The sequence below is a fragment of the Actinomycetota bacterium genome, from assembly GCA_019347675.1.
GTDB lineage: Bacteria > Actinomycetota > Nitriliruptoria > Nitriliruptorales > JAHWKO01 > JAHWKW01.
In genome coordinates, this window is the sequence record JAHWKW010000014.1 from 101,603 (window position 1) to 123,268 (window position 21,666).

Here is a 21,666-nt window from a genome sequence, read left to right on the forward strand (position 1 = left end):
TGGGGTGCGCCGTTCGACGTTGCCTCGTGAACGGCGACGGGGCCCCAAGCGGGGCCCCGTGCCGTCGTGGTCCGTCGCGGTCAGCTAGCTCGTGGTGGCGGGGTGGGGAACGCCCCGTGAGCCGGCTCGGGGTCGAACGAGCACGCCTGCTCGGCGCCACCGCCCCGGATCGCCTGCTCGGCGCGTGTCTGCACGGTCTTGGCGATCGCCCGCTCGCCGCCGTACACCCACGCGCGTTCGAGGGTGTGCGCGGTCCAGCACAGGTTGCGGGCCGCCTCGGCGGACAGCTCCCCCGTCCCGGTGAGCAGCATCGGGCCAGCCTGGCGGCCGCCGATGTGCACGCCCCCGGTCAGCGCGTCAGCGAACATCGGGTCCTGATCGGTCCCGGTCCCGCCTGCACGGGCCAGGCCGGCGTTGACCGGAGCCTCGTAGAAGAACTCCGCCACCGCGGCCGACGTCCCGACCCGGCCGACACCGAAGATCGAGCGGTACACCTCCGGCTGCAGCGCGTAGCCGTTCACGGCCGGACCACCGATCGCGTACCGGCCCGTGTTCAGGTGGGCGTTGATGAACGCTTCGGTCACCTCGTGCTTGTCGGTGCTGGTGTAGCCACTGAGCAGCACCGCGGTGTTGTCCAGGTGCGCTGCCGCGGCGCCCGCCACGACCGCGTCCGGCCAACGGAAGGCCGACGTGATCAGCAGCTTCTCCAGAGGCCCGGTGGTCTTCTCGATCTGGGTGGCGATCGCTGCGGCCGTCGCGACGCGTTCCGCGCCGAAGATCCGCACCGTCTGGTACCCGAGCGCGGCGACCTGGGCCTGGGCGGCCGGGGTGATCGCCTCGTCACCGCCGAGCATGTAGATCGTCTTGTTGGTGTCGTTGCCGAGCACCCGCCTGATCTCCGTGGCAGCCTGGCCGTGCAGCTCCGGCGGGAAGGTCAGGAGCAGCGGTGCCTTCTTGGCGTGGGCGAGCGGTGCTCCCGTCAGGGCGTCGGGGTACTTGTCCGCCCGGGCCAGGACCACCGCTTGGGCGGCCCCGTTGTTGTACAGGGCCTGCGAGATCTTGACCGCCGTGTCGATGCGGTCCTGACCCCCTAAGCGGCTGGACTCGCCGACGTCGTCGGCCCCGACCCAGGTCTTGTCGACCACGTCGGCGGGCTCGTCGGCGTCGAGGACGAGGTCACCGTCCTTGTCGACGAACACGACGATCACGTCCCGTCCGATATTGGCGCCGGTGTAGGACTGCTGGCAGGTCCCGTTCGCGCCGGTGTCGCACGCCCCGAAGACCCCGGCGGGTACGTCCGTCAACGGTGGGTCGAACCCCACGGCGGCGTTGGTGGCCGTTAGGCGGTTGGGGCCCTGCACGATCTTGAAGACGACACGCTCACCGGTCGTCCGGGTGTCGATCGGCTGCGGTTGCGCTGCCCTGTTCGCGTAGGTCGCGGTGATCGTGTGTGCGGTGTCGGTCCGGTTGGTCGCGGTCTCCGGCGCCGCGTTGAGTGTTGCGGTCTGCGCCACCTGTTCCAGGGTGTACGGATCCCGCTCGCCCACGAGTTCGGGGGGGACGGTCACGCCCCCATCCTGGGCTGAGGCGACGGACGCCAACGTCAGCGGCACGGACAACGCCAGGAGCGTCGCCGCGGCCGCGAGCCAGGCGTACGACCTCAGGCTCGCTACTCGGTTCTCGTTCAAGTCCGGTGCCTCTCGACAGTGTGCGTGTGGTGCCGGGCCCGGCCACGACGTGGCCGAGGAAGGCTCGATGAGGCCCCCGCTCGCTGGTCCCATCCCCATGGCTCGTGGACCCAACGGTGAAGGACCATAGACACCGCCACGCGCGCTTGGCCACCCGGCACCCGCCGGTCGGACAGGGACTGGCGTGCAGCCGTCAGGTCGCGCCCCGTGACGACGACGTCGCGGACGGTGGCATCATCCGCGGGTTACCCTCCGGCGCATGGCGCTGATCGAGCGGACCCTCGCCGTGCAGCGGGCCACCGTCGCCGCGCTCCTGGCCGGATCGGCGTTGGTGTTCTGGCGTGCCAGCTACGACGTGTTCAACACGCCGAAGGCGACGCTGGTCGTCCTCGCCACGATCGTTCTGCTGGCCACCGGCGGCCTCCGCCTGTCACGCACCCGCGTCCTGCACCTGCCAAGGACCCGCGCCTGGGCGGTCCTGGCGGTCTTCGCCGCCGGCTTGGTGGCTGCGACGCTGACAGGGGACGCGCCGATGCGCGCCACGGTCGGCGAACCGGGCCGCCACACCGGGCTGGCGATGTACGTCGTGTACGCGGTGCTGTTCGCCGTGTCGCTGACGTTGTTCCGCGATCGGTCACCCGACGTGCTGATCCGCGCTCTGGTGGTGGCCGCCGTCCCGGTCGCCGGTTACGGGCTGCTACAGGCGGCCGGGATCGAGCCGTTCGAGTGGATCGCGTTCGAGGCCGGCCCCCAGGTCGTATCCACCATGGGCAACGCCAACTTCCTGGCCGCCTGGCTGGGGATCGTCGCCCCGCTGGCCATCGGCGGGGCGTTGCGGACGCCGTGGCCGGTTGGGTGGCGGGCGGCGGCGGCGGGCGCCGCGGCGTTGGCGCTGGTGGTCGCCGCGGCGACCGGCTCGCTGCAAGGCGTGGCCGTCGCCGCGGTCGGGATCGGCCCGGTGGCATGGATCGGGGCCGGCCCCCGCCTGTCGCGCCGGTCGCGGTGGGCCGTGGCGGCGCTGGTGATCGTGGCGGCCGTCGGGGTCGTCGCGGCGGTGGCTGCCGAGATCGGCCCCCTGGAGACGGTCCGGTCGAGCGCGGCTCTGAGCGTCAGCACCCGGGCCGGCAAGTGGGCAGCGGCGTGGCGCATGTTCACCGACCACCCGGTGACGGGGGTCGGGCTGGCCGGGTTCGGCGACCGCTTCAACCTCTACCGCTCCGCGGAGGTGGCGGCCCGATCGGGCCTGCTGCGCTCGGTCGACGACCCCCACGCCGTCCCGCTGGCGCTGCTGGCCAGCGGCGGTGTCGTGCTGGCGGCCGGGTACCTGGCCGTGGTCGGGTTGACCGCCTGGTCGCTGGTCCGTGGCCTGCGGACGGCCGACGGCGACGACCAGCTCGTCCTGGCTGCACTCGGCGGGGCCTGGCTCGGCTACCAGCTGCAGTCCCTGGTGTCGATCGATGTCCCGCCGCTGGCGGCGCTGCACTGGGTGCTGGCCGGGGTGATCGTCGGTCGGGCGACCCGCCCCGCATGCTGGACGCTGACCCTCCCCGGCGCCCCGGCGCCGGGACGGCGCAGCCAGTCGAGGCTGGCGCCCCGCTCCCCCGGCATGTTGGCGAGCATCACGCTGCTGGCGGTGGCGGCGGGGGCGATCGCGCTGACGCCGCTGCGGGCCGATGTTGCTGCCGCCCACGCGGTCCGGCTGGCCGCCCGCGGCGACACCCAAGCGGCGTTCGCCGCCTACGAGCGCGCCTCGCAGGTGGCCTGGTGGGAGGGCCTGTACCCGGCGCTCACGGGAGCGTACCTGACCGAGCTCGGCAGCTACGACGAGGCCCGGCAGCGTCACGAGGAAGCCGCAGCCCGTGAACCACGCAACCTGGTCCACCGCATCAACATCGCGAGGCTGTCCGCCGCGCTGGGCGAGATCGGACGCGCCCGGGACGCCTACCAGACCGCCCTGGCCCTCGACCCCAAGACCCCCGACGTACTGGCGGAGGTCGGCGAGTTCGAACTGCAGCACGGCAACCCTCGCCGGGCCGCGGAGCTGCTGCAGCGCGCCGTGGACCGCCGGCCGGGCAACCGCACCTGGCAGCAGCTGCTCACGCAGGCTCGCGAGGCCGGCTGAGTCTCAGACCTTCAGGACGAGCTTCCCGAAGACGTCACCTGCCGCCAAGCGCGCCAGCGCCTGGTCGCCGTCCGTCAACGGGAACGTCCCGTCGATCAGCGGGCGCACCCCGGTCACGTGCAGGAACCGTACGAGCGACTCGAGCTCGCGGCGGGTGCCCATCGTCGAGCCAAGAACGCGCAGGTGGCGGAAGAACAGGTGGTTGAGCACGGCCGGCGGCGTGGTCCCGGTGGTGGCTCCGATCACCACGACCGTCCCGCCGGCACGGACGCTCTTCATGGAATGCTCCCAGGTGGCTTCGCCGACGCTCTCGAGGATGAGGTCCACCCTCTCCGGCAGCCGTTCACCCGCCTCCAGCGCCGCATGTGCTCCCAGCTCCCGCGCGGCCTCCCGCTTCTCTGCGTTCCGGCTGGTGACGTACACCCGGGCGCCGGCAGCGCGTGCCAGGAGAATCGCCGCGGTGGAGGTTCCCCCGCCCGCGCCCTGCACCAGGACCCGACCACCCGGGTTCAGGCCGCCACGCGTGAACAGCGCGCGGTAGACCGTCAGGTACGCGGTCGGGAGGCACGCCGCTTCCTCGAACGACAGGTCGGGTGGCTTGTCGATCAGATTGTGGCGCGGCACAGCGACCTGCTCGGCGAACGTGCCGTCGTACCGCTCGGACAGGATGGAGAAATCCGACCTGGTCAGCGCGTCGTCGTCCCCGTCGGTTTCGCTGATCACCGAGTGCACGATCACCTCACGACCGTCCTCGGTCACGCCAGCCGCGTCGCATCCCAGCACGATCGGCAGCTGGTCCTCACGTAGCCCGATGCCGCGCAGGCTCCACAGGTCGTGGTGGTTGACGGACGCCGCCCGTACCCGCACCACGGTCCACCCCGGGGGAGGATCCGGATCGGGATGATCGCCCAACGTCAGCCCCTGCAGCGGGTCGTCAGGCGAGAAGGAGGTCGCGGTGATGGCGAACACCGGCCCGAGCCTAGCCAGCCCGCAGCCCCCCGCCCGACTCCCCCGCCGGGGCACAGCGGCCACCGGCGCGTAGGGTCGAACGTCAGCGGATCCAGGGGGCAACGTGAGCGCACAACGCGACGTCCACGGCACCACGGTCGTGGCGCGCACCGGGGACCTCACCCAGCAGGACGTCGATGCGATCGTCAACGCCGCGAACGCACAGCTGCAGCACGGCGGTGGTGTCGCCGCAGCGATTGCCAAAGCCGGTGGGCCCACGATCCAGCGTGAGTCCGACGCCTGGGTGGACGAACACGGTTCGTTGTCGCCCGAGGAGGCGGCGGTCACCAGCGGCGGTGAGCTGCCTGCCCGGTGGGTGATCCACGTCGCCGGACCCGTCTACGGCGACCAGGAACCCGACGAGAGCCAGCGGCTGCTCGCGACCGCAGTGCGGGCCGCCCTGGACGCCGCGGCGGACGCCGGCGCCCGGTCGATCGCGTTCCCGGCCATCTCCGCCGGGGTGTATGGCTACCCCCGCGACGAGGCGACGGCCGTGATCGCCCGCACGGTCGTCGACTGGCTCCAGGAGCATCGCGATGCGCTCGACGAGGTCCGACTGATCGGCCTCGACGACGCCACCACGCAGGATTTCGCCGACGGGATCGACCAGGCCTGACGGCGGGAACACGCGCCCACGTGGCTACCCGCCGGCCCCACTCCTCGGGTCGGTCGCCGCCGGGCGAGGCAGCGTCTCCACCGCGGCGGGGGTCGCCAGCTCGCCGCCGCTGTCGGCGCCGAGATCGCCGAGGCGGCGGGCTGCGCTGAGCACCCGGCTCTCGAGCGAGCCGACCGCCCGGTTGTACGCCCGCACCGACGTCTCCAGGCTGCGGCCGAGCGCGTCGATGTGCCGCAGGAAGGTGGTGAGCCGGCGGTGGAGTTCAGCGCCGAGGTCCGCCACCGTCCGGGCGTTCGCCGCAACCGCCTCCTCGCGCCAGCCATGCGCCACGGCACGCAACAATGCGATCAGCGTGGTCGGGGTCGCCACGATCACCCGCTGCTCCGCCCCGACCTCGACCAGGGCCGGGTCCTGCTCCAACGCCGCCCCGAAGAACGCCTCGCCGGGCAGGAACATCACCACGAAGTCGGGCGCGGACGAGAACTGCGTCCAGTAGGCCTTCGCCCCGAGTCGGGCGACGTGCTTGCGGACCTGGCGTGCATGGTCGAAGAGCAACGCGGCGTGCGTCCTCGCTGTCGGCCTCGACCGCACGCAGGTACGCGTCCAGTGGCGCCTTGGCATCGACCACAACCTGGCGACCACCCGGGAGGGTCACCACGAGGTCGGGCCGCAGCCGACCGTCGGGGGTGTCGACGGTGGGCTGCTGTGAGAAGTCGCAGTGCTCGACCATCCCGGCGAGCTCAACGACCCGTCGGAGCTGGACCTCCCCCCACGTCCCGCGGACGGTCGGCGACCGCAGGGCCGACACCAGCCGCCCCGTCTCGGTGCGGAGTTCGACCTGCCCGCGCGCCAGGTCGTGCACCTGCTGCGACAACGCCCCGTGCGCGTGCGCCCGGGACGCCTCCAGCGCGCGCACGTGGTCGTCGAACCGTCCCAGGGCGTCGTGCAGCGGCGCGACCGCCCGCCCGACCGCGTCCGCCGTCGCCGGGTCTGCATGCGCTGGCCGGCCGAGCCGGAGCGCCGCCCACGTCCCGACCGCCCCGAGCGCGATGCCCACCAGCAACCACACCATCTCCACCGGGCCGTTCCCTTCGTCGCCGCCTGCGTGTCGTTACCAACCCTCTTTCCGTACGACTCTCTTTTGGTACGAGCTCTGTCGTTCGGCCTGCTTGGCATGATCCGTGCACCCTGCGACATCTCACCGGCACGGCCGCGACGTTCGCCCACCACTACCCTCGGGATCAGAACCCACCGGACACGTCGACCCGCAGGAGGCAGCGATGGCAGACATCACCTACGACGAACGCACCGCCCTGATCGTCGTCGACACCCAGAACGACTTCGCCCACCCCGACGGCAACCTGTACGTCGACGGCGGGGAAGGAGCCGTCCCGGCGATCAACGCTGAGATCGACCGGGGGCGACAGGCCGGGACCTTGATCATCTACACCCAGGACTGGCACCCCGAGTCCACGCCGCACTTCGAGAAGGACGGTGGGGTGTGGCCGGTGCACTGCGTCAAGGGCAGCTGGGGCGCCGAGTTCTACGACGACCTGATCGTGGTCGACGACGCACCGGTCGTCCGCAAGGGCACCGAAGGCGGCGACGGGTACTCGGGGTTCAGCGTCCGCGACCCCGAGAGCGGCGAGGAGAGCGCGACGCAGCTGGACGCGATCCTGCGCGAACACGGGATCGAACGGGTCGTCGTGGTGGGCCTCGCCCAGGACTACTGCGTGAAGGAGACCGCCGTCGACGCCGCCAAGAAGCGTTACGACACCACGGTCATGTCCGAGGCGACCCGGGCGGTGAACCTCCAGCCCGGCGACGGCGAGAAGGCGCTCGAGGACATGCGCGAGGCCGGGGCGCGCATCGCATGACCGACGCCCCGTCCCACTTCGACCTTCCCGAGCACCTCGGGCTGGCGACGGACCTCTACGAGCTGCGCATGGCACAGACCTGCCTGCGACGCGGCATGACGGAGCCCGCCACGTTCAGTCTCTACGTCCGGGCCTCGACGCAACGTCCGTGGCTGCTGGCCGCCGGAACAGCACACGTGCTGCAGCTGCTGGAGCGCTTCCGGTACGGGCCGTCGGAGTTGGATTACCTGGCCTCGCAGGGGTTCGCTGACGACCTCCTGTCGTGGTTGGAGGCGGTCGAGCCCGCGGGAGAGATCTGGGCCGTGCCCGAAGGGACGGTCGTGCTCGCCGACGAACCGCTGGTCGAGGTGACCGCCCCGCTGCCGTGGGCGATGCTGCTGGAGACCGCGATGCTGAGCGTGGTTCAGTTCTCGACCGTCATCGCCACGAAGGCGGCACGCTGCAGCCTCGCGGCACGTGGCAAGGCACTGGCGGACTTCGGGTTCCGCCGTGCGCATGGGCTGCATGCCGGGATCGAAGCGGCGCGGGCCGCGTACGTGGGCGGCGTGGTCACCACATCCAACGTCGAGGCGGGCCGCCGCTACGGCATCCGCGTGGTGGGCACGATGGCGCACGCCTTCGTCCAGGCGTTCGACGAGGAGGTCGCGGCCTTCCGCGCGTTCGCCTCCGACCATCCCGACAACGCCATCATGCTGGTCGACACCTACGACACGGTGGAAGGGGTGCGCAACGCCATCACCGTCGGGCGAGCCCTCCGCGAGGAAGGCGCTGACCTGAACGGCATCCGTCTGGACTCGGGCGACCTCGTCACGTTGGCCAAGGAGTCGCGGGCCCTGCTCGACGAGGCCGGCTTCCACGACGCACAGATCTTCGCCTCCGGTGGCATCGACGAGTACCACATCACCGAGCTCCTCGCCGCTGACGCACCGATCGATGCGTTCGGGGTCGGGACGGCGCTCACGGTCTCGCGCGACCATCCGGCTCTCGACATCGTCTACAAGCTGGTCGAGTACGGCGGGGATCCGCGCGCGAAGTACAGCGCGGGCAAGGTCCTGCTCCCCGGCGCCAAACAGGTGTTCCGCCGAGGGTCCCCCGCCGAGGACATCATCGCTGTGCGCGGCGAGGACGTGCCGGGCGACACCCTGCTGGAGCGCATGTGGCGCGACGGTGAGCCGGCGGCCGTGGACGGGCTCGAAGTGGCACGCGAACGGGCGGCGGCGCAGCTCGAGCAGCTCCCCGACGGGTGGCGCCGACCCAAGTTCGAGGGGGAGCCGCCCCGGCCGCGCCTGAGCCCGGGGTTACAGGACCTTGCCGACCGGATCTGGCCCGAGAACGTCGAACGCGTCGCTCCCTGACGTGGCGCCGGTGTCGACCGGACGAGGGACGGATCGACGGCTTTTTCAAGAAACACTGCCGTTCGTCGGTGTTGGTCAGTTGAGGTCGCCGCGACGGTCGCCCATCGTGACCGGGAGGGGCGAAGATCACACCTCGATCTGGCAGGAGGACGACGTCCATGGCGAGGATCGCGTTCGTTGTCGGACCCGAGTACGAGGACAGTGAGTTCGAGCGGCCCTACAACTCGCTCCGCGAGGACGGCCACGAGTGCGTGGTCATCGGGACGGAAGCAGGCGAGGAACTGAGCGGCAAGCGGGGCAACTCGTCGGTCACGGTGGACGCCACCGTCGATGCCGTCAACCTCGACGAGTTCGATGCATTGGTGGTGCCCGGGGGGTACTCGCCCGACAAGCTCCGCCTCGACGGCGGCATCGTGGAGTTCACGCGGAAGTTCGTGCAGTCGGACAAACCGGTTGCTGCGATCTGCCACGCGGGACAGCTACTGTCCGAAGCCGAAGTGGTGGAGGGCAAGCGCATGACGTCGTGGCCGTCGGTGCGCAAGGAACTCGAACTGGGCGGCGCCGACTGGGTCGACGAGGAGGTCGTCGTCGACGGCAACCTGATCACGTCCCGGGGGCCCGACGACCTTCCGGCCTTCGTCGGAGCGATCAGGAAGCACCTCGCCCGTTGAGGGGGTGAACGAGAACAACTTCAAGCCGCGGGTCGAACGCTCGACGAAGTGTTCGGCCGCGCCGGGGGCGGGGCGTTAGCCGCGAGCGCCCCGCCACCACCGCGGAGGGTCCCGTGCGTCTACTGACGGTAGGCCACGGGACCCTCCCATCATCCGATCTGGCGGCGCTGCTCGAGCGAGCCGATGTGGACCTACTGGTGGACGTCCGCCGCTACCCGGCCAGCCGTCGACACCCGCAGTTCAACCACGACGTCATGGCGCACTGGTTGGGGGAAGCCGGCATCGACTACTGCCACGAACCCGACCTGGGCGGGCGCCGACGTCAGCCGCCCCGATCACGCCACATCGGTCTGACCCATCCGAGTTTCCGCGGCTACGCCGACCACATGGAGACCGGCGGCTGGCGGCGGGCGGTCGAGCAGATCCTCGCCGCGTCTCGTGAGCGTGACGTGGCACTGCTGTGCGCCGAGAGCCTGTGGTGGCGCTGCCACCGACGGTTGATCGCCGACGTGGCTGTCCTCGTCCACGGTGTCGACGTCGACCACCTGTTCCACGACGGACGGGTGGAATCGCACCGGGTCACGGACGCGGCCCGCGTCGAGGACGGCACCGTGGTGTACGACGTCGGCGCCGACCGGCCCCTGGCCGAGTGACGTCCCACCACCGCGGCGAGCACGCCGAGCTCAGCGAAGGCCGCGGTGCTCGATCAACTCGGCAGCCCGGTCCCGGCCGAGGCCGGCCGCGTCGTGCGCGGCGCGCCGCGCCGCGTCGCGGTACCGGTGGTCGCCGATGACGGTGGCGACGGCATCGCGGATGCGGTCGGGCGTGGCGTCCGCCCACCGCAGGCGCAGACCCGCCCGTGCTCGCACCACACGCGCGGCGGTCTCGAGTTGGTCGCCGTGGAGCGGGACCGCGACCAGTGGGATCCCGGCCGTCAGCGCCTTGGCGACGAACCCGCCACCGGCGGTGCCGACAGCGCACGCGGCGCGCTCCAGCAGCGGCGTGTGGCGGCCACGGCCGACCACGACCCGGTCCCCGCCCTCCAAGCTCCGGACGGTGGTGGCCACGACCCGCACCGGCTCGGAACGCAAGCCAGGCAGCGCCCGTTCGACCAGCGACCGCTCCACCCCGCTGGCCGTGGTGTCGCTGACCACCACCAGCGGTTCGTCACCACGGGGAGGTTCGAGGACCGGCCACGAGGGCGGCTCCCAGCTCAGCGCCCCGACCACGAACGTGTGAGGTGGCCAGTCCGGCCGGGAGGGCTCCAGAGCAGGGAGGGTCGCGACGAGCCGGAGGGTCGGTCCTCCAGCACCGGACAGGCCCAGCCGGCGGCGTGCCTCCGCCCGCTGGCGGCGACCGTCCACCGCCGACCGGCGCTGGCGGCGGCGGAGATGACGGTGGGACAGCCGCCGGAGAGGATTGCCGGTGGGCAGCGCGCCCAGCCCCACGGGGGGGAGCACCTTCGAAGGCTGGGCGAGCCAGTGCGGTACGACCTCCGTCCACGGACGGTCGAGCAGTTCGGCTGCGAACCCGCCGGTGGCCGTCAAGCTGTCAGCGACGACGTGATCGACCCGCAGGGGGCCCAGGACCGCCGCGAGCGCCGGAGCCAGCACCGCGCCTCTGCCCCACAGCCGCCAGCCCAGGTCCGCGTCACGGTCGTCCGTGGCGGCCTGCGGCAGTTGCCGGAACCGGCAACCGGCGTGCTCCACGTCGCGGCGCCACCGCGCCCCCGCCACCACCGTGACGTCGTGCCCGCGGTCACGGAGGCCGACGGCGACCGCCACGACCGGGAGGAGATGACCGATGTCTGATCCGGCGACCGCCGCCACCCTCATCTGAAGCCTCCTCGACGGTCGCAGCCTCGCACGGTGGCCCGCGGCGGGCCAGCCGGGCGGGGATGCTCGGGGCAGCTGCCGCTACCCTCGATCGGGTGTCTGGCGCGACAGGACCCTCCAGGCGATGAAGATCCTGCAGATGGCCCCGCCGTGGTTCGCCGTACCGCCCGAGAGCTACGGCGGGATCGAGTGGATCGTCGCGCTCCTCGCCGACGGCCTGGCCGACGCCGGACACGATGTGACCCTGGTCGCATCGGGCGGTTCGGAGACGCACGCCAACCTGCACACGGTGTACGACTCGCCGCCCAGCGAAGCGATCGGCGACCTGGCGCTCGAGCTGACCCACGTCCTGGCGGGCTACCTCGAGCCCGACTCGGTTGACATCATCCACGACCACTCTGGCCTGATGGGCCCTGCGCTCGGGGCGATCGCCAACCGGGTCCCCGTCGTCCACACACTCCACGGTCCGTGGACCGACCAGAACCGTGATCTGTACGCCCGCCTGTCCGACCACATCCACCTCGTGGCGATCAGCCACAGCCAGGCGCAACAGGCCCCCGACGGGGTGCGCGTGGCCGCGGTGATCCACAATGCGGTTGCCCTGGACCGCTACCCGCTGTCGACCCACAAGGACGACTTCCTGCTGTACGTCGGACGCTCATGCCACGAGAAGGGCCCGGAGGTCGCCGTCGACGTCGCACGCCGGCTGGGTCGGAAGCTGATCATGGCGATGAAGGTCAACGAACCGCCCGAGCACGAGTACTTCCACCGCGAGGTGGAGCCGCGCATGGAAGGCGCCGACGTCGATCTGCGCACCAACGTCGAACACGACGAGAAGGCCGACCTGATGCGCCGCGCGGCGGTGGTCGTCGACCCGATCCAGTGGGAGGAACCCTTCGGCCTGGTGATGATCGAGTCGATGGCCTGCGGGACCCCGGTCGTCGCCTTCGCCAGGGGGGCCGCCCCCGAGATCATCGCGGATGGGCGCACCGGGCGGCTCGTCCCCCCCGGCGACGTCGACGCGATGTGCGCCGCCGTCGCCGAGGCGGAACAGCTCGATCCGCTCGAATGTCGCAGCCACGTCGAAGACCGGTTCACTGCGCGGCGGATGGTCGCCGAGCACCTGCAGCTCTACGAACGTCTGGTCGGCCGGACGCACGGCACCGCACCGGACGCGTAGGACAAGCGTGGGACAAGGGAGCGCATCCGGGCCTTACGGCCAGATCACCTGCGTGGCCGGCGACTCGTTCGTCATCTCCGACGCCACCGGCGACATCCGCCACGGTGACCAGGGCCTCTACGTGCGCGATACCCGCTTCCTCAGTCGCTTGGCGGTCACCGTCGACGGCGCCCGCCCACGTCCGTTGGCGGGGCGGGCGACCGGCGCGTCCTCCGCGGCGTTCTTCGGGTGGCTCCCCTACGACCCTGACGCGACGGCCGACCCTGCCGTGATCGTGAAGCGTCGACGGGTCATCGACGGGTCGCTGCACGAAGAAATCATCGTGGAGAACTCGGGGCGCGCCGAGACCGAGGTCCACGTCGAGGTCTCGTGCGGGACCGACTTCGCCTACATCTTCGACGTCAAGCACGCCCGTGAGCTGCCGCTGGCTGAGCCGAACGCGCTCCCCGGTGGGCTGCGCTTCGAACGATCCGGGGGACCCGAGATCGTCGAGATCACCGCGACTCCCGAACCGGTCGTGACCGGCGACTGCCTGCGGTTCCCGCTGCAGTTGGCGCCGGGGGCATCGACGCGCATCTGTCTCGACGTGAGCGTGAAGGACCGCTACGGCACGGTCACCCCGGGGGCGGGGTGCGAGCAGCTCGACCGGTTGCGCGTAGCCACCGGGTCGCAGCGGCGAACCGTCCACGGCCCGGTGGTGCGCTGCTCCGACCTGCGGATGGCACGCCTCGTCCGCCGCAGCCTCGAGGACCTGACGTCGCTGCAGCTGCCAGATCCCGACGCACCCGACGACGTGTTCTGTGCCGCGGGCAGTCCGTGGTTCCTCACGCTGTTCGGACGCGATTCGGTGTGGGCGGCGTTCATGGCCCTGCCGTACCACCTGGGTCTGGCGGGAGGCACCCTGCGGGTGCTGGCCCGCCGTCAGGGACGGCAGGTGAACCTCGACACCGAGGAGGCCCCGGGCAAGATTCTGCACGAGGTGCGGCGTGGCAGCCTCTCCTACCGCGGTCCCCTGCCCGAGGTCTACTACGGCACCATCGACGCCACCCCCCTGTGGGTGGTCCTGCTGTCAGAGGCCTGGCGGTGGGGGCTCCCCGAGGAAGAGGTCGGGGCACTGCTGGACAACCTCGAAGCGGCCCTCATGTGGATGCGTGACTACGGAGACGGCGACGACGACGGCTTCATCGAGTACGTGCGGCACGGCGACAAGGGACTGGCCAACCAGGGCTGGAAGGACAGCTGGGACGGCGTGCAGTTCGCCGACGGACGCATCGCCACCGCCCCGATCTCGCTGGTCGAGGCGCAGGCCTACGCCTACGACGCAGCGGGGCGCGGCGCGGAGATCCTGGAACACTTCGGCCGTCCGGGAGCCGACGAGTGGCGGCAGTGGGCCGCCGAGCTGCGTGAACGCTTCCACCGACGGTTCTGGACATCCGACGAGCTGGGCTCCTACCTGGCCATCGCCCTCGACCGCCACGGGGACATCGTCGACGCGCCCGCCAGCAACATGGGGCACGCCCTGGGCAGCGGCATCCTCGACGACGATCAGGCCGCGCAGGTCGCGGCACGCCTCGGACACGCCAGCTGCGACAGCGGCTGGGGCCTGCGGACCATGGCAGCCACCGCCGCGGGGTACAACCCGCTGTCGTACCACGGCGGTTGCGTGTGGCCACACGACACGGCGATCGCTGCCTGGGGGTGCGCCCGGACCGGGAACGACGCGGTCGCCGGCCGGCTGCTCAGAGGCCTGGTCCGCGCCGCACCCTTCTTCGACTACCGGCTCCCCGAGCTGTTCAGCGGTGTGCCGCGGACACCGGCGGGCTTCCCCGTCCCCTACCCCACGGCCTGCCAACCGCAGGCGTGGGCCGCCGGAGCGGGTCTGCTGTTGCTCCGCGCATGTCTCGACGCCCAACCCGACATCCCCAACCGGCGCCTGACGCTGCGACCGCTCCAACCGTTCCCGTTCCGCCGGCTGGAGCTGCGCGACATCCCGCTGGCCGGGGGACACCTCGACGTCGTCGTCGAGGCGGGGCGGGGCGTGGACGTCGACATCCGCGGCACCGACGTCGACGTCCGTCTGGGATCCGACGTCGGCTAGGCCAAGGCTCCACGTTGCCGGACTGTCACCACGAGGTTCACCGCCTCGGCCAGACAAGGGTCCGCACGAAGACGACGACGGGAACGATCTCCAGGCGGCCGAAGAGCATCTGGAAGATGAACATCGCCTCCACGGAGGTGGGCATCGACGGATCGGTGATACCCGACGACAGTCCCACCGTGCCCTGCGCGGTGGCGGACTCGAAGATCATGTCGGCGAGGCTGAACGACGTGTCGACGGTCAGGCTCATCAAGATGACGCTCACGAACAGACCGACGACCCACATCAGGGTGAACAGGGCGGCGCGTCCGCTTTCCGCTTCCATCTCCTCGCGGCGGAACGTGCGGTCCCCGATGCGGAAGGCGGGGACCGCGGACGAGGGGTAGAAGACCTGGGTGACCTGCCACCACACGCCCCTGGCCAGGAAGTTGACCCGCAGCAGCTTCAACGCACCGACCGTGGAACCCGCGGGGCCGCCGAGCACCATGGCCACCACGACGATGAGAACCGCGGCGGCCTCCCACTGGCCGATCTCAGACGTTTGCCAACCGGTGGTGGTCAGTGCGCTGGTGAACTGGAAGACCCCTTCGCGAGTGGGGTCGGCGATCGCCGGCGCTCCCACCAGCGCCCAAGCGACCAGCGAAGAACCCACGACCAGCAACCCGACCATGGTCCGGTTCTGCACGTCGTTGAGGTAGGCGCTCGGCCGCCGTTCGCGGATCGCGATGTAGTGAACGGGCAGGGCGACCGCACCCATGATCATCGGCAGGAGGTGGACCACCTCGATCGCGTAGGACCCGTATCCGGCGATGCTGTCGTCTTGGGTGCTGAACCCGCCGGTGGCCATACCAGTCATGGCGTGGTTGATGGCGTCGAAGATCGCCGCGGTGACGGGGTAGTCCGGGAGGAGGATCACCATCGCCGCGAACAGGTACAAGACCACCCCACCGGTGATCGCGACGTAGATGCGCCACACGCGGCGGGCGGTCTCCCGCATCGACGGCCGTATCCGGGTTGGCCGTGCCTCCGTCTGGTAGAGGTACAGGCCCTGCACCCCGCCGTGCTGCTGGATCACCGTCAGCGCCAGGACGATGATCCCCAACCCACCGATCCACTGCGTCAGCGACCGGTAGAACAGGAAGGCGTGCGGCATCGACGCCTCGTTCACCGCCATCGTCAGTCCCGTGGACGTCCATCCGCTCATCGCCTCGAAGAACGCGTGCAGCGGGTCACGGAAGTGCAGCAGGCTGGACGACGTGTAGTCGGCCCCGGCAGGGACGTACGAGGCGATCACCGCATCTGGCGTCAGGTGCGCTGCGAGGATGAAAGGAACGCCACCGAAGACGGTCATCGCTGACCACGCGGCCGTGGCGATCGACAGTGCCTCGCGCTCGCCTGGCTCCGGGGCGGCTCTGAAGAGATGCCTCGTTCCCAGGCCGGTCGCGGCGGTCACTGCCGCGGACACCACGAACCACGCCAGCGACCACCAGTCGCGGTAGATCGCCGCGACGGCGGCGCTGCACACCATCGCGATCGCCGCGATTAGGAGGATGCCGCCGACGTCCCGCAGGACCGGAGTGAGAGCCCGACGCCGACTCGTGGCGCGCCGTGGGATCATCCGGAACCGAAGGTGTCCATGACACTACGGTCGACACCGCCTGGTGCGTAGACGATGAGGTAGTCCCCGGACTGCAGCTCGGTGTCCCCCGACGGAAGGGTGATGCCCGCATCGGGACGCTCGATCACGACCACCTGCATGTCAGCGGGCAGCAGACCCTCATCGTTGGCCTGATCCAGCGTCAACCCGGCGATGGGCGCCTGTTCGCTGACCTCCACCTCGAAGACCTCCGCCCCGGATTCCAGCCGGATGTAGTCGCCGACCGGTGGATGGCTCACCGCACGGAACAGGTGCTCCGCGATCAGCCGCTGCGGGTTCTCCATGACATGCACACCGACGTGGCGGAAGATGTTCATGTGATCGGCGTCGCGGACGACCGAGACGACGTGGCGGATCTTGTACTCCAACGCCAGCAGGCACACCATCAGGTTGACCGCATCCCGATCGGTCGTGGAGATGAGCGCGTCGGCCTCTTGCGCTCCGGCCTCCTCGAGCGTCTCCATCGATGTGCCGTCGGAGTGCAAGACCATGCAGTCGAACTGCTGCGCGATCTGGTTCGCACGCGCGGAGTCGTGCTCGATCACCACGACCTCGTGACCCTCGGACGTCGCGATGTTGATCAGCGGCGTCCCGATCTGACCTGCTCCGACCACGATGATGTACATGGTGGCGTCTCACGTCGTCGGTTCACGACGATCACACGATGTGTCGTCGTTGCAGTATGCACCCGGTGGGACGTCAGTGATATGGACTGGAGTCGGGCCGCCGCATCCGGACGCCGCCATCCCTGCCGATCAGCGCAGGTACGACCGGGCAGCGGTCTCGACGCCGGCGTCGATGGCGGTGGTTCCCCCGAGTAGGACGATCCGCCGCGGCGACAGGCGCTGCAGCTGCTCACCCACCGCCTGCGGGATGGCGCGGCTCTCCACGATCGCGAGCGGGGCGCCGGCGGAGAACGCCGCCGGCACGCCGGCCAGAGCGTCGGGGTAGCGCTCGCCGGTGGCCAGGAAGACCGTGTCGACCGGCCCCGGGAAGGACGACCCCAGCACGGCCGCGGCCGTCGCGAAGCGGTCCGTCCCCCACCGTCGCGACACCGGGGCGTACGCGGTGAGCTGTGCGTGTACTGCCTCGGACACGGCAGCGGTACCGCCCAGGATCACGATCCGCGCTGGCCGTAGCGCACGGAGCGCCTCGACGGTAGATGCAGGCAACGCCTGCGGTTCGGTCAGCAGGATCGGGCCGCCCTCGATCGCAGCCGGCACACCACCGGTCAGGGCGTCGGCGAACGCCCGTCCGGTCGCCACGTACGCCACGTCCACCCCCGACGCGAAGGATCGTCTGGCGATCCCCGCCGCGGTGGCGTACCGGTCGGTACCCCCTAGGCGGTCGACGGAGGCACCGGTGACGTCCGCGGCTTGGGCCCTGACGGTCTCGGAAACGACGGCGGTCCCACCAAGGATGGTGACGGCTGCGGGGCGCAGCCGCGCCAGCTCATCGGCGGTGGCCTGTGGGAGGCTGTCGCGGCCGGTCAGCAAGATGGGTGCACCTGCGCGCGCGGCCGCTGGACCGCCGGCGAGCGCGTCCGCGAACCCCTCGCCGGTGGCCAGGTAGGCGACCGGCACGCCCGGCGGGAACGTCGCCGCGGAGATGATGGCTGCGGTCTCCGTCCGGTCCTTGCCCCACAACCGCACGACCTGTGTCCCCGGGACCGACCCGTCGTCGGTCGTGGACCCGTCTGTGACCCAGGGGGCACGCTCGGCGAGACCGAACGCGTAGTCCTTCCACCACTGCCCGGCTGGAGGACCACCCTTGCAGGTCCCGTCGGACTCGCCGGGTCGCTTGATCCAGAGGAAGGCGTCCACGTGGCCGTTCCCGGTCGCCGCGGTCGGCGGCGTCCCCAGTGCACGCCCCAGCGGGTTGCACCACGGTTCGTTGGGGTCCGTGGACGGGCCCAGTCCGTTGCGGGAGGTGTCCACGACGAAGGTCTTCCCGCCGATCGCGTCGCTGATCGTGGTGCCATACGCGATCTCGTCCGCGGACACGTGGAAGTTGGACACGTTCAGCGAGAAGCCACGCGCCCGGGCTACTCCTGCCTGCACGAGGCGCTGCGCCATGGTGGAGGCGGGCTTCCACCGGGAGTGGCCGGCGTCGAGGTAGACCGAGACGTTGCCCTGCGCGTTCAGCCGGTCGACCGCCCAGCTCAGCAGGTCGAGACGGGTGTGGGCATCGGCGGAGTTCAGGCAGTCGAGCATCGCAAGTGCGTCCGGCTCCAGGACGACCGCGGCCTTGGCGGCACCCAGTCCCGAGGCGAACCGATCCACCCATCGCCGGTAGTCCTCGGGAGTGTTCGTGCCTCCCGACGAGTAGCCGCCACAGTCGCGCTGCGGGACCGCGTACACCACGAACAGGGGGAGCGCCCCGGCGGACCTGATCGTCGCGACGCGGTCGGCGACCGCTCCCGCGACGGCGTCCGTCGAGAACCAGTCACCGAACCAGTCGGCCTGCCCATGGTGGGCGAGGCGGTTCCAGATCGCCGCCTTCGCGGGGTCGGAGGCGACCTCCCTCGCCGCGTTCGACGCCGGGTCGACGAAGAAGGTCGCCCCGGCGAACGGATTGCTGTGGGTGGTGGCTTGTGCCCCCACCGACGGCACCGCGACGGCGCAGACGAGTAGTGCGACCAGCAGCGATCGGCGCACGCAGTACCCCCGTTCATGGTCGATGCGGGGCACGTCACTGCGCCTCGCGGTCGGGCATCTTGCCAGACACACGTCTTCGTCAGGTCGATGCCGGGTCCTTGAGCGTGATCGGGCAAATGACGCATCACATGGCCCGCTCGGGCTGCGCTGGACAGCCACTCAAACGGACGGTTGCGGGTCGTGCACTAGTGCCGTCAGCGTGGAGTCAACTCGACCGTCTGAGGTTCCTCCCTGCGGTGGCCTTCAGGGACGTCCCCCGCGCCCGCGTGGCTTCCCAGGGCTGCACGCCATCCGGCGACCGTCGCGGCGGCGCGGGCGTCCGTGGCCCTGACTGTGACGCGAACACCGTGCGGATGTGGTGCCGTCGGCCACGGCGCGTGGGTGACCGTCCGTGGGGCGACGTCGAGAAGCCGCGACCAGCGGTGGCTGGCGACGTCCCGCGCAACCGCCGGCCCAGCGTGCACCGCGACCCGCAGACGGTCGGACGGGACATCCAGCGACCCTCGCAGCACTCGGATCACGCACACGGCAAGCACGGGATCAGAAGTGGTGACGGTCACGGCGTAGGGCGAGATCTGGGCGACCGCTGCGACCACGGCGGCCGCCGCCGCACGACCCGCGGTGGGTTGTGCGAGATCGATTGCCAACGTCTCGGCCGCCGACCGCCGGACACCGGCGTGCTCCTCACCGTGGACCGGCAGGACCGCGACGTCAGCGGTCCCCCGACCGCGGCGTGCTCGCCGGGCGGCGCGGCGACGCGCGGGGACGTTGACGTGACCGCACCAGGCGGCTGCGACGTCCTCGCTGACGTCAAGCGCGGCCGCGACGTCACTGACCGCCAGCCCGGAACGCCGCAGGGCGCGCGCTCTGGCCGGTCGGGGATCGAACGGATCGGTCGGCGCCTGTTCGACGGGGACCACCGACAGATCCGGGAGGGAGGTCGGCGCGACCGCGCGTCGGGCTCGCACGGTCAGCGCGTAGGGGATCGGCTCGTCCCAGGACAACGGCAGCGGCGGTTGCTCGGAGCCGGTGCCCTGTCGCGGCGCGGCCTTTGCCCCTGTGCGAGGCGATGCTGTGCTCGTTCCGTTCATCGTGGGCTGACCGTACGGGCCGGGTGTGACATCTAGGTTCGGTCGTGGTCCTCGGAGTGGGACTATCCGGGATCCGTAGGGTGAGTCGCGGAGGCCGATTGTCTGGTTCGGCTGGGAGTTGTGACCGGAGCCAGCTACATGGCTGGACTCCTTGCCGCTGATCGTCGACCAGACGAACCCTTCGGCGCACGTGCATCCCTGTTGAGGAACTCGGCGGCCGGCCGGTGAGTCGGACCCCTGCTTGTAGATGTCTGGATGACACGCACCTGACGAGGACCGTGCGCGAGCACGAACCTGGAGCAGCCGGTCCGCTGATCGACAGGAGACACGATGACGACGATGACGCAACCGGGGACGGTGGTGCGGCTGGGGATCGACGTGGCCTGTCGCGCGCAGCACCAGGCCAGCCTCGCTGACGAGGCGGGACGGCTGACGTGGTCGGGACGGCGGTTCCGCACGACCCCCGTCGAGCTCGATGAGCTGTGGAGCCAGCTGCCCGACGGGGCGCAGGTCGAGGTGATCATGGAGCCGACCCGAAACGCGTGGATGCCACTCGCGGCATGGTTGCAGGCGCGCGGTGCGAGGGTGTGGCTGGTCCCGCCCGAGCAGTCCGCGGATCTGCGTGACTACTACCACAAGCACACCAAGACGGACCGGCTCGACTGGCGGGTGCTGGCCCGTCTGCCGCTGCTGCACCCCGACGGAGACCCCCACCGAGCTCGAGAACCTCGGGCCCGCGAATCCGCTCAAGCGGGCAGTGCGTCGCCGAACCACTCGTATCGCTGCCTGCTGGGGCAACGGCGAGCGCTACGTCCTGCGTGACGTCGACGGGCGGCCGATCAGCGACGCCGAGGGCCGCGAGATCTGTGCCAACCGCTACCGAGTCCCGCCGGAGGTGCGCCGCTCCGGACGTCACCGCTCGACTGCCAAGAAGCACAAAAGGTCGGACGGGCCGGCGCGGTCAGGAGTCGACCGAAGCCGCTCCGGCAGCCGACCCGTCCACCCGCCAGGCTACGACCAAGAAGAAGACCCCGACACTGGCTTGACATCCGTTAGGAACTCATCCAACGTCCGTCGTCGCTCGAGCGCCGCCGGATGAGTCCGAGCGCTGGCCTGTCTCCCCCTCTGCCCCGGGACGGGCCCGTTCTCCCTCCCGGGATGCGCGCCAGGCCCCGCCCGAGAGGTTGTCCACATCCGGGTGTGTTCGGGGCGGCGTTGGTGTCGCAGGGCCCCGTACGATGGTGTCGAACGTCAGTTCGGTTCAGGGAGGGCCGGGATGTCCGCGGCGGTGGTGCAGGCGGCGACCGTGTTCGGCGCGGAACGTCTGGAGGGGTTGGCCAGCGCGGTCGACGGGGTGGTCGCCGCCCGTATCGACGAGTTGGGCGACGACGAGATCCGCGCCGAGCTCGAAGCGGTCGAGGTCGCCCGCCGCCGTCTGGAAGCGCGCGCGTGCCGGCTGGCCGCAGCGCTGTCGGAGCGCGCCGCCCGCCGCGCCACCGACACCGACCCCCACGATCTGCGCGCCGGTGAGCGCGCCGGCCGGCAGGTCCGCCGTGACCTGGCCGACCACCTCAACTGGAGCCCCGGGCAGGCGAAACGCGCCGTGGCCGATGCCACCGCCCTCGACGCGCACCCGGTCGCCGGGGCTGCGGCCGACGCCGGGCAGCTGACCGCCCGCCACGCCCGGCTGCTGTCGGACACCCTGGCGCACCTGCTGCCGGGAGCCCTCCGCGACCGCCTCGAGACCGAACTGGTCGACGCCGCCCGCGCCCAAGACCCGGTCGAGTTCGGGCGCACCTGCCGGGGGCGTC

The 21,666-nt window shown here is 71.0% G+C and carries 17 protein-coding genes and 1 pseudogene; 10 read left to right on the forward strand and 8 right to left on the reverse strand.

The features are described 5' to 3' along the window. Window positions 1-80 precede the first annotated feature (80 nt). Window positions 81-1,568, reverse strand: a complete 1,488-nt coding sequence (locus KY462_11050) for a cell wall-binding repeat-containing protein (protein MBW3578253.1) — start codon at window positions 1,566-1,568, stop codon at window positions 81-83. 379 nt (window positions 1,569-1,947) lie between these two features. Between KY462_11050 and KY462_11055 the strand changes: the two genes are divergently transcribed. Beyond that, window positions 1,948-3,810 (forward strand): O-antigen ligase family protein, encoded by a 1,863-nt coding sequence (locus KY462_11055; protein ID MBW3578254.1) that lies wholly within the window; start codon window positions 1,948-1,950, stop codon window positions 3,808-3,810. A gap of 3 nt (window positions 3,811-3,813) precedes the next feature. On the opposite strand, the gene KY462_11060 is transcribed toward KY462_11055, so the two are convergent. Continuing rightward, entirely contained in the window at window positions 3,814-4,779 is a 966-nt protein-coding gene (locus KY462_11060; protein ID MBW3578255.1) for a zinc-binding dehydrogenase, read from the reverse strand. Between the two features lie 103 nt (window positions 4,780-4,882). Here KY462_11060 and KY462_11065 point away from each other — a divergent pair, with 103 nt between their 5' ends. Beyond that, a complete protein-coding gene (locus KY462_11065) occupies window positions 4,883-5,434 on the forward strand; it encodes a macro domain-containing protein (protein ID MBW3578256.1) in 552 nt (183 codons plus the stop codon). 24 nt (window positions 5,435-5,458) lie between these two features. Here the strand turns inward: KY462_11065 and KY462_11070 are convergent. Beyond that, window positions 5,459-6,506, reverse strand: a pseudogene (locus KY462_11070) (DNA recombination protein RmuC). A gap of 208 nt (window positions 6,507-6,714) precedes the next feature. Here KY462_11070 and KY462_11075 point away from each other — a divergent pair. The 4 genes from KY462_11075 to KY462_11090 all read left to right on the forward strand — a co-directional run bounded on the left by KY462_11075 (window position 6,715) and on the right by KY462_11090 (window position 9,990). Continuing rightward, the gene (locus tag KY462_11075) at window positions 6,715-7,311 is read left to right on the forward strand and encodes an isochorismatase family protein (protein MBW3578257.1); all 597 of its coding nucleotides are present in this window, start codon (window positions 6,715-6,717) and stop codon (window positions 7,309-7,311) included. Next, window positions 7,308-8,666, forward strand: a complete 1,359-nt coding sequence (locus tag KY462_11080; protein MBW3578258.1) for a nicotinate phosphoribosyltransferase — start codon at window positions 7,308-7,310, stop codon at window positions 8,664-8,666. The genes KY462_11075 and KY462_11080 overlap by 4 nt, the downstream gene beginning before the upstream one ends. 158 nt (window positions 8,667-8,824) lie before the next feature. Then, window positions 8,825-9,337: a type 1 glutamine amidotransferase gene (locus KY462_11085; GenBank protein MBW3578259.1), complete on the forward strand. Its 513-nt coding sequence runs from the start codon at window positions 8,825-8,827 to the stop codon at window positions 9,335-9,337. A 113-nt stretch (window positions 9,338-9,450) separates the two neighbouring features. Beyond that, the gene (locus KY462_11090) at window positions 9,451-9,990 is read left to right on the forward strand and encodes a DUF488 domain-containing protein (protein MBW3578260.1); all 540 of its coding nucleotides are present in this window, start codon (window positions 9,451-9,453) and stop codon (window positions 9,988-9,990) included. 30 nt (window positions 9,991-10,020) lie between these two features. Here KY462_11090 and KY462_11095 read toward each other — a convergent pair whose 3' ends face one another. Next, window positions 10,021-11,172: a glycosyltransferase gene (locus KY462_11095; GenBank protein ID MBW3578261.1), complete on the reverse strand. Its 1,152-nt coding sequence runs from the start codon at window positions 11,170-11,172 to the stop codon at window positions 10,021-10,023. A 124-nt stretch (window positions 11,173-11,296) separates the two neighbouring features. Here KY462_11095 and KY462_11100 point away from each other — a divergent pair, with 124 nt between their 5' ends. Together KY462_11100 and KY462_11105 are read left to right on the forward strand one after the other, a co-directional pair. Beyond that, window positions 11,297-12,352, forward strand: coding sequence for a glycosyltransferase family 4 protein (locus tag KY462_11100; GenBank protein ID MBW3578262.1), 1,056 nt, complete (start codon window positions 11,297-11,299; stop codon window positions 12,350-12,352). Window positions 12,353-12,359: 7 nt separating this feature from the next. Then, complete coding sequence (locus tag KY462_11105; protein ID MBW3578263.1) at window positions 12,360-14,450, forward strand: amylo-alpha-1,6-glucosidase; 2,091 nt, start codon at window positions 12,360-12,362, stop codon at window positions 14,448-14,450. A 37-nt stretch (window positions 14,451-14,487) separates the two neighbouring features. Here KY462_11105 and KY462_11110 read toward each other — a convergent pair whose 3' ends face one another. The 4 genes from KY462_11110 to KY462_11125 all read right to left on the reverse strand — a co-directional run bounded on the left by KY462_11110 (window position 14,488) and on the right by KY462_11125 (window position 19,732). Further along, entirely contained in the window at window positions 14,488-15,978 is a 1,491-nt protein-coding gene (locus KY462_11110) for a TrkH family potassium uptake protein (protein ID MBW3578264.1), read from the reverse strand. Window positions 15,979-16,064: 86 nt separating this feature from the next. Then, complete coding sequence (locus tag KY462_11115) at window positions 16,065-16,733, reverse strand: TrkA family potassium uptake protein (GenBank protein ID MBW3578265.1); 669 nt, start codon at window positions 16,731-16,733, stop codon at window positions 16,065-16,067. Between the two features lie 129 nt (window positions 16,734-16,862). Then, window positions 16,863-18,797, reverse strand: coding sequence for a glycoside hydrolase family 6 protein (locus KY462_11120; GenBank protein ID MBW3578266.1), 1,935 nt, complete (start codon window positions 18,795-18,797; stop codon window positions 16,863-16,865). 161 nt (window positions 18,798-18,958) lie between these two features. Then, on the reverse strand, window positions 18,959-19,732 hold the full coding sequence (locus KY462_11125; GenBank protein ID MBW3578267.1) for a hypothetical protein: 774 nt from the start codon (window positions 19,730-19,732) through the stop codon (window positions 18,959-18,961). Window positions 19,733-20,185: 453 nt separating this feature from the next. Here KY462_11125 and KY462_11130 point away from each other — a divergent pair, with 453 nt between their 5' ends. Continuing rightward, window positions 20,186-20,677, forward strand: coding sequence for an IS110 family transposase (locus tag KY462_11130; GenBank protein MBW3578268.1), 492 nt, complete (start codon window positions 20,186-20,188; stop codon window positions 20,675-20,677). 454 nt (window positions 20,678-21,131) lie between these two features. After that, the coding region (locus KY462_11135) for a hypothetical protein (protein MBW3578269.1) at window positions 21,132-21,666 on the forward strand (535 nt) is incomplete at its 3' end.

What these genes read in the sequence shown, in the direction of transcription:
- KY462_11085 (MBW3578259.1), top strand. Translation starts at nt 8,825, where the DNA reads ATGGCGAGGATCGCGTTCGTTGTCGGACCCGAGTACGAGGACAGTGAG.
- KY462_11075 (MBW3578257.1), top strand. Translation starts at nt 6,715, where the DNA reads ATGGCAGACATCACCTACGACGAACGCACCGCCCTGATCGTCGTCGAC.
- KY462_11115 (MBW3578265.1), bottom strand. Translation starts at nt 16,733, where the DNA reads ATGTACATCATCGTGGTCGGAGCAGGTCAGATCGGGACGCCGCTGATC.
- KY462_11100 (MBW3578262.1), top strand. Translation starts at nt 11,297, where the DNA reads ATGAAGATCCTGCAGATGGCCCCGCCGTGGTTCGCCGTACCGCCCGAG.
- KY462_11130 (MBW3578268.1), top strand. Translation starts at nt 20,186, where the DNA reads ATGACGACGATGACGCAACCGGGGACGGTGGTGCGGCTGGGGATCGAC.
- KY462_11080 (MBW3578258.1), top strand. Translation starts at nt 7,308, where the DNA reads ATGACCGACGCCCCGTCCCACTTCGACCTTCCCGAGCACCTCGGGCTG.
- KY462_11095 (MBW3578261.1), bottom strand. Translation starts at nt 11,172, where the DNA reads ATGAGGGTGGCGGCGGTCGCCGGATCAGACATCGGTCATCTCCTCCCG.
- KY462_11110 (MBW3578264.1), bottom strand. Translation starts at nt 15,978, where the DNA reads ATGGTGTGCAGCGCCGCCGTCGCGGCGATCTACCGCGACTGGTGGTCG.
- KY462_11055 (MBW3578254.1), top strand. Translation starts at nt 1,948, where the DNA reads ATGGCGCTGATCGAGCGGACCCTCGCCGTGCAGCGGGCCACCGTCGCC.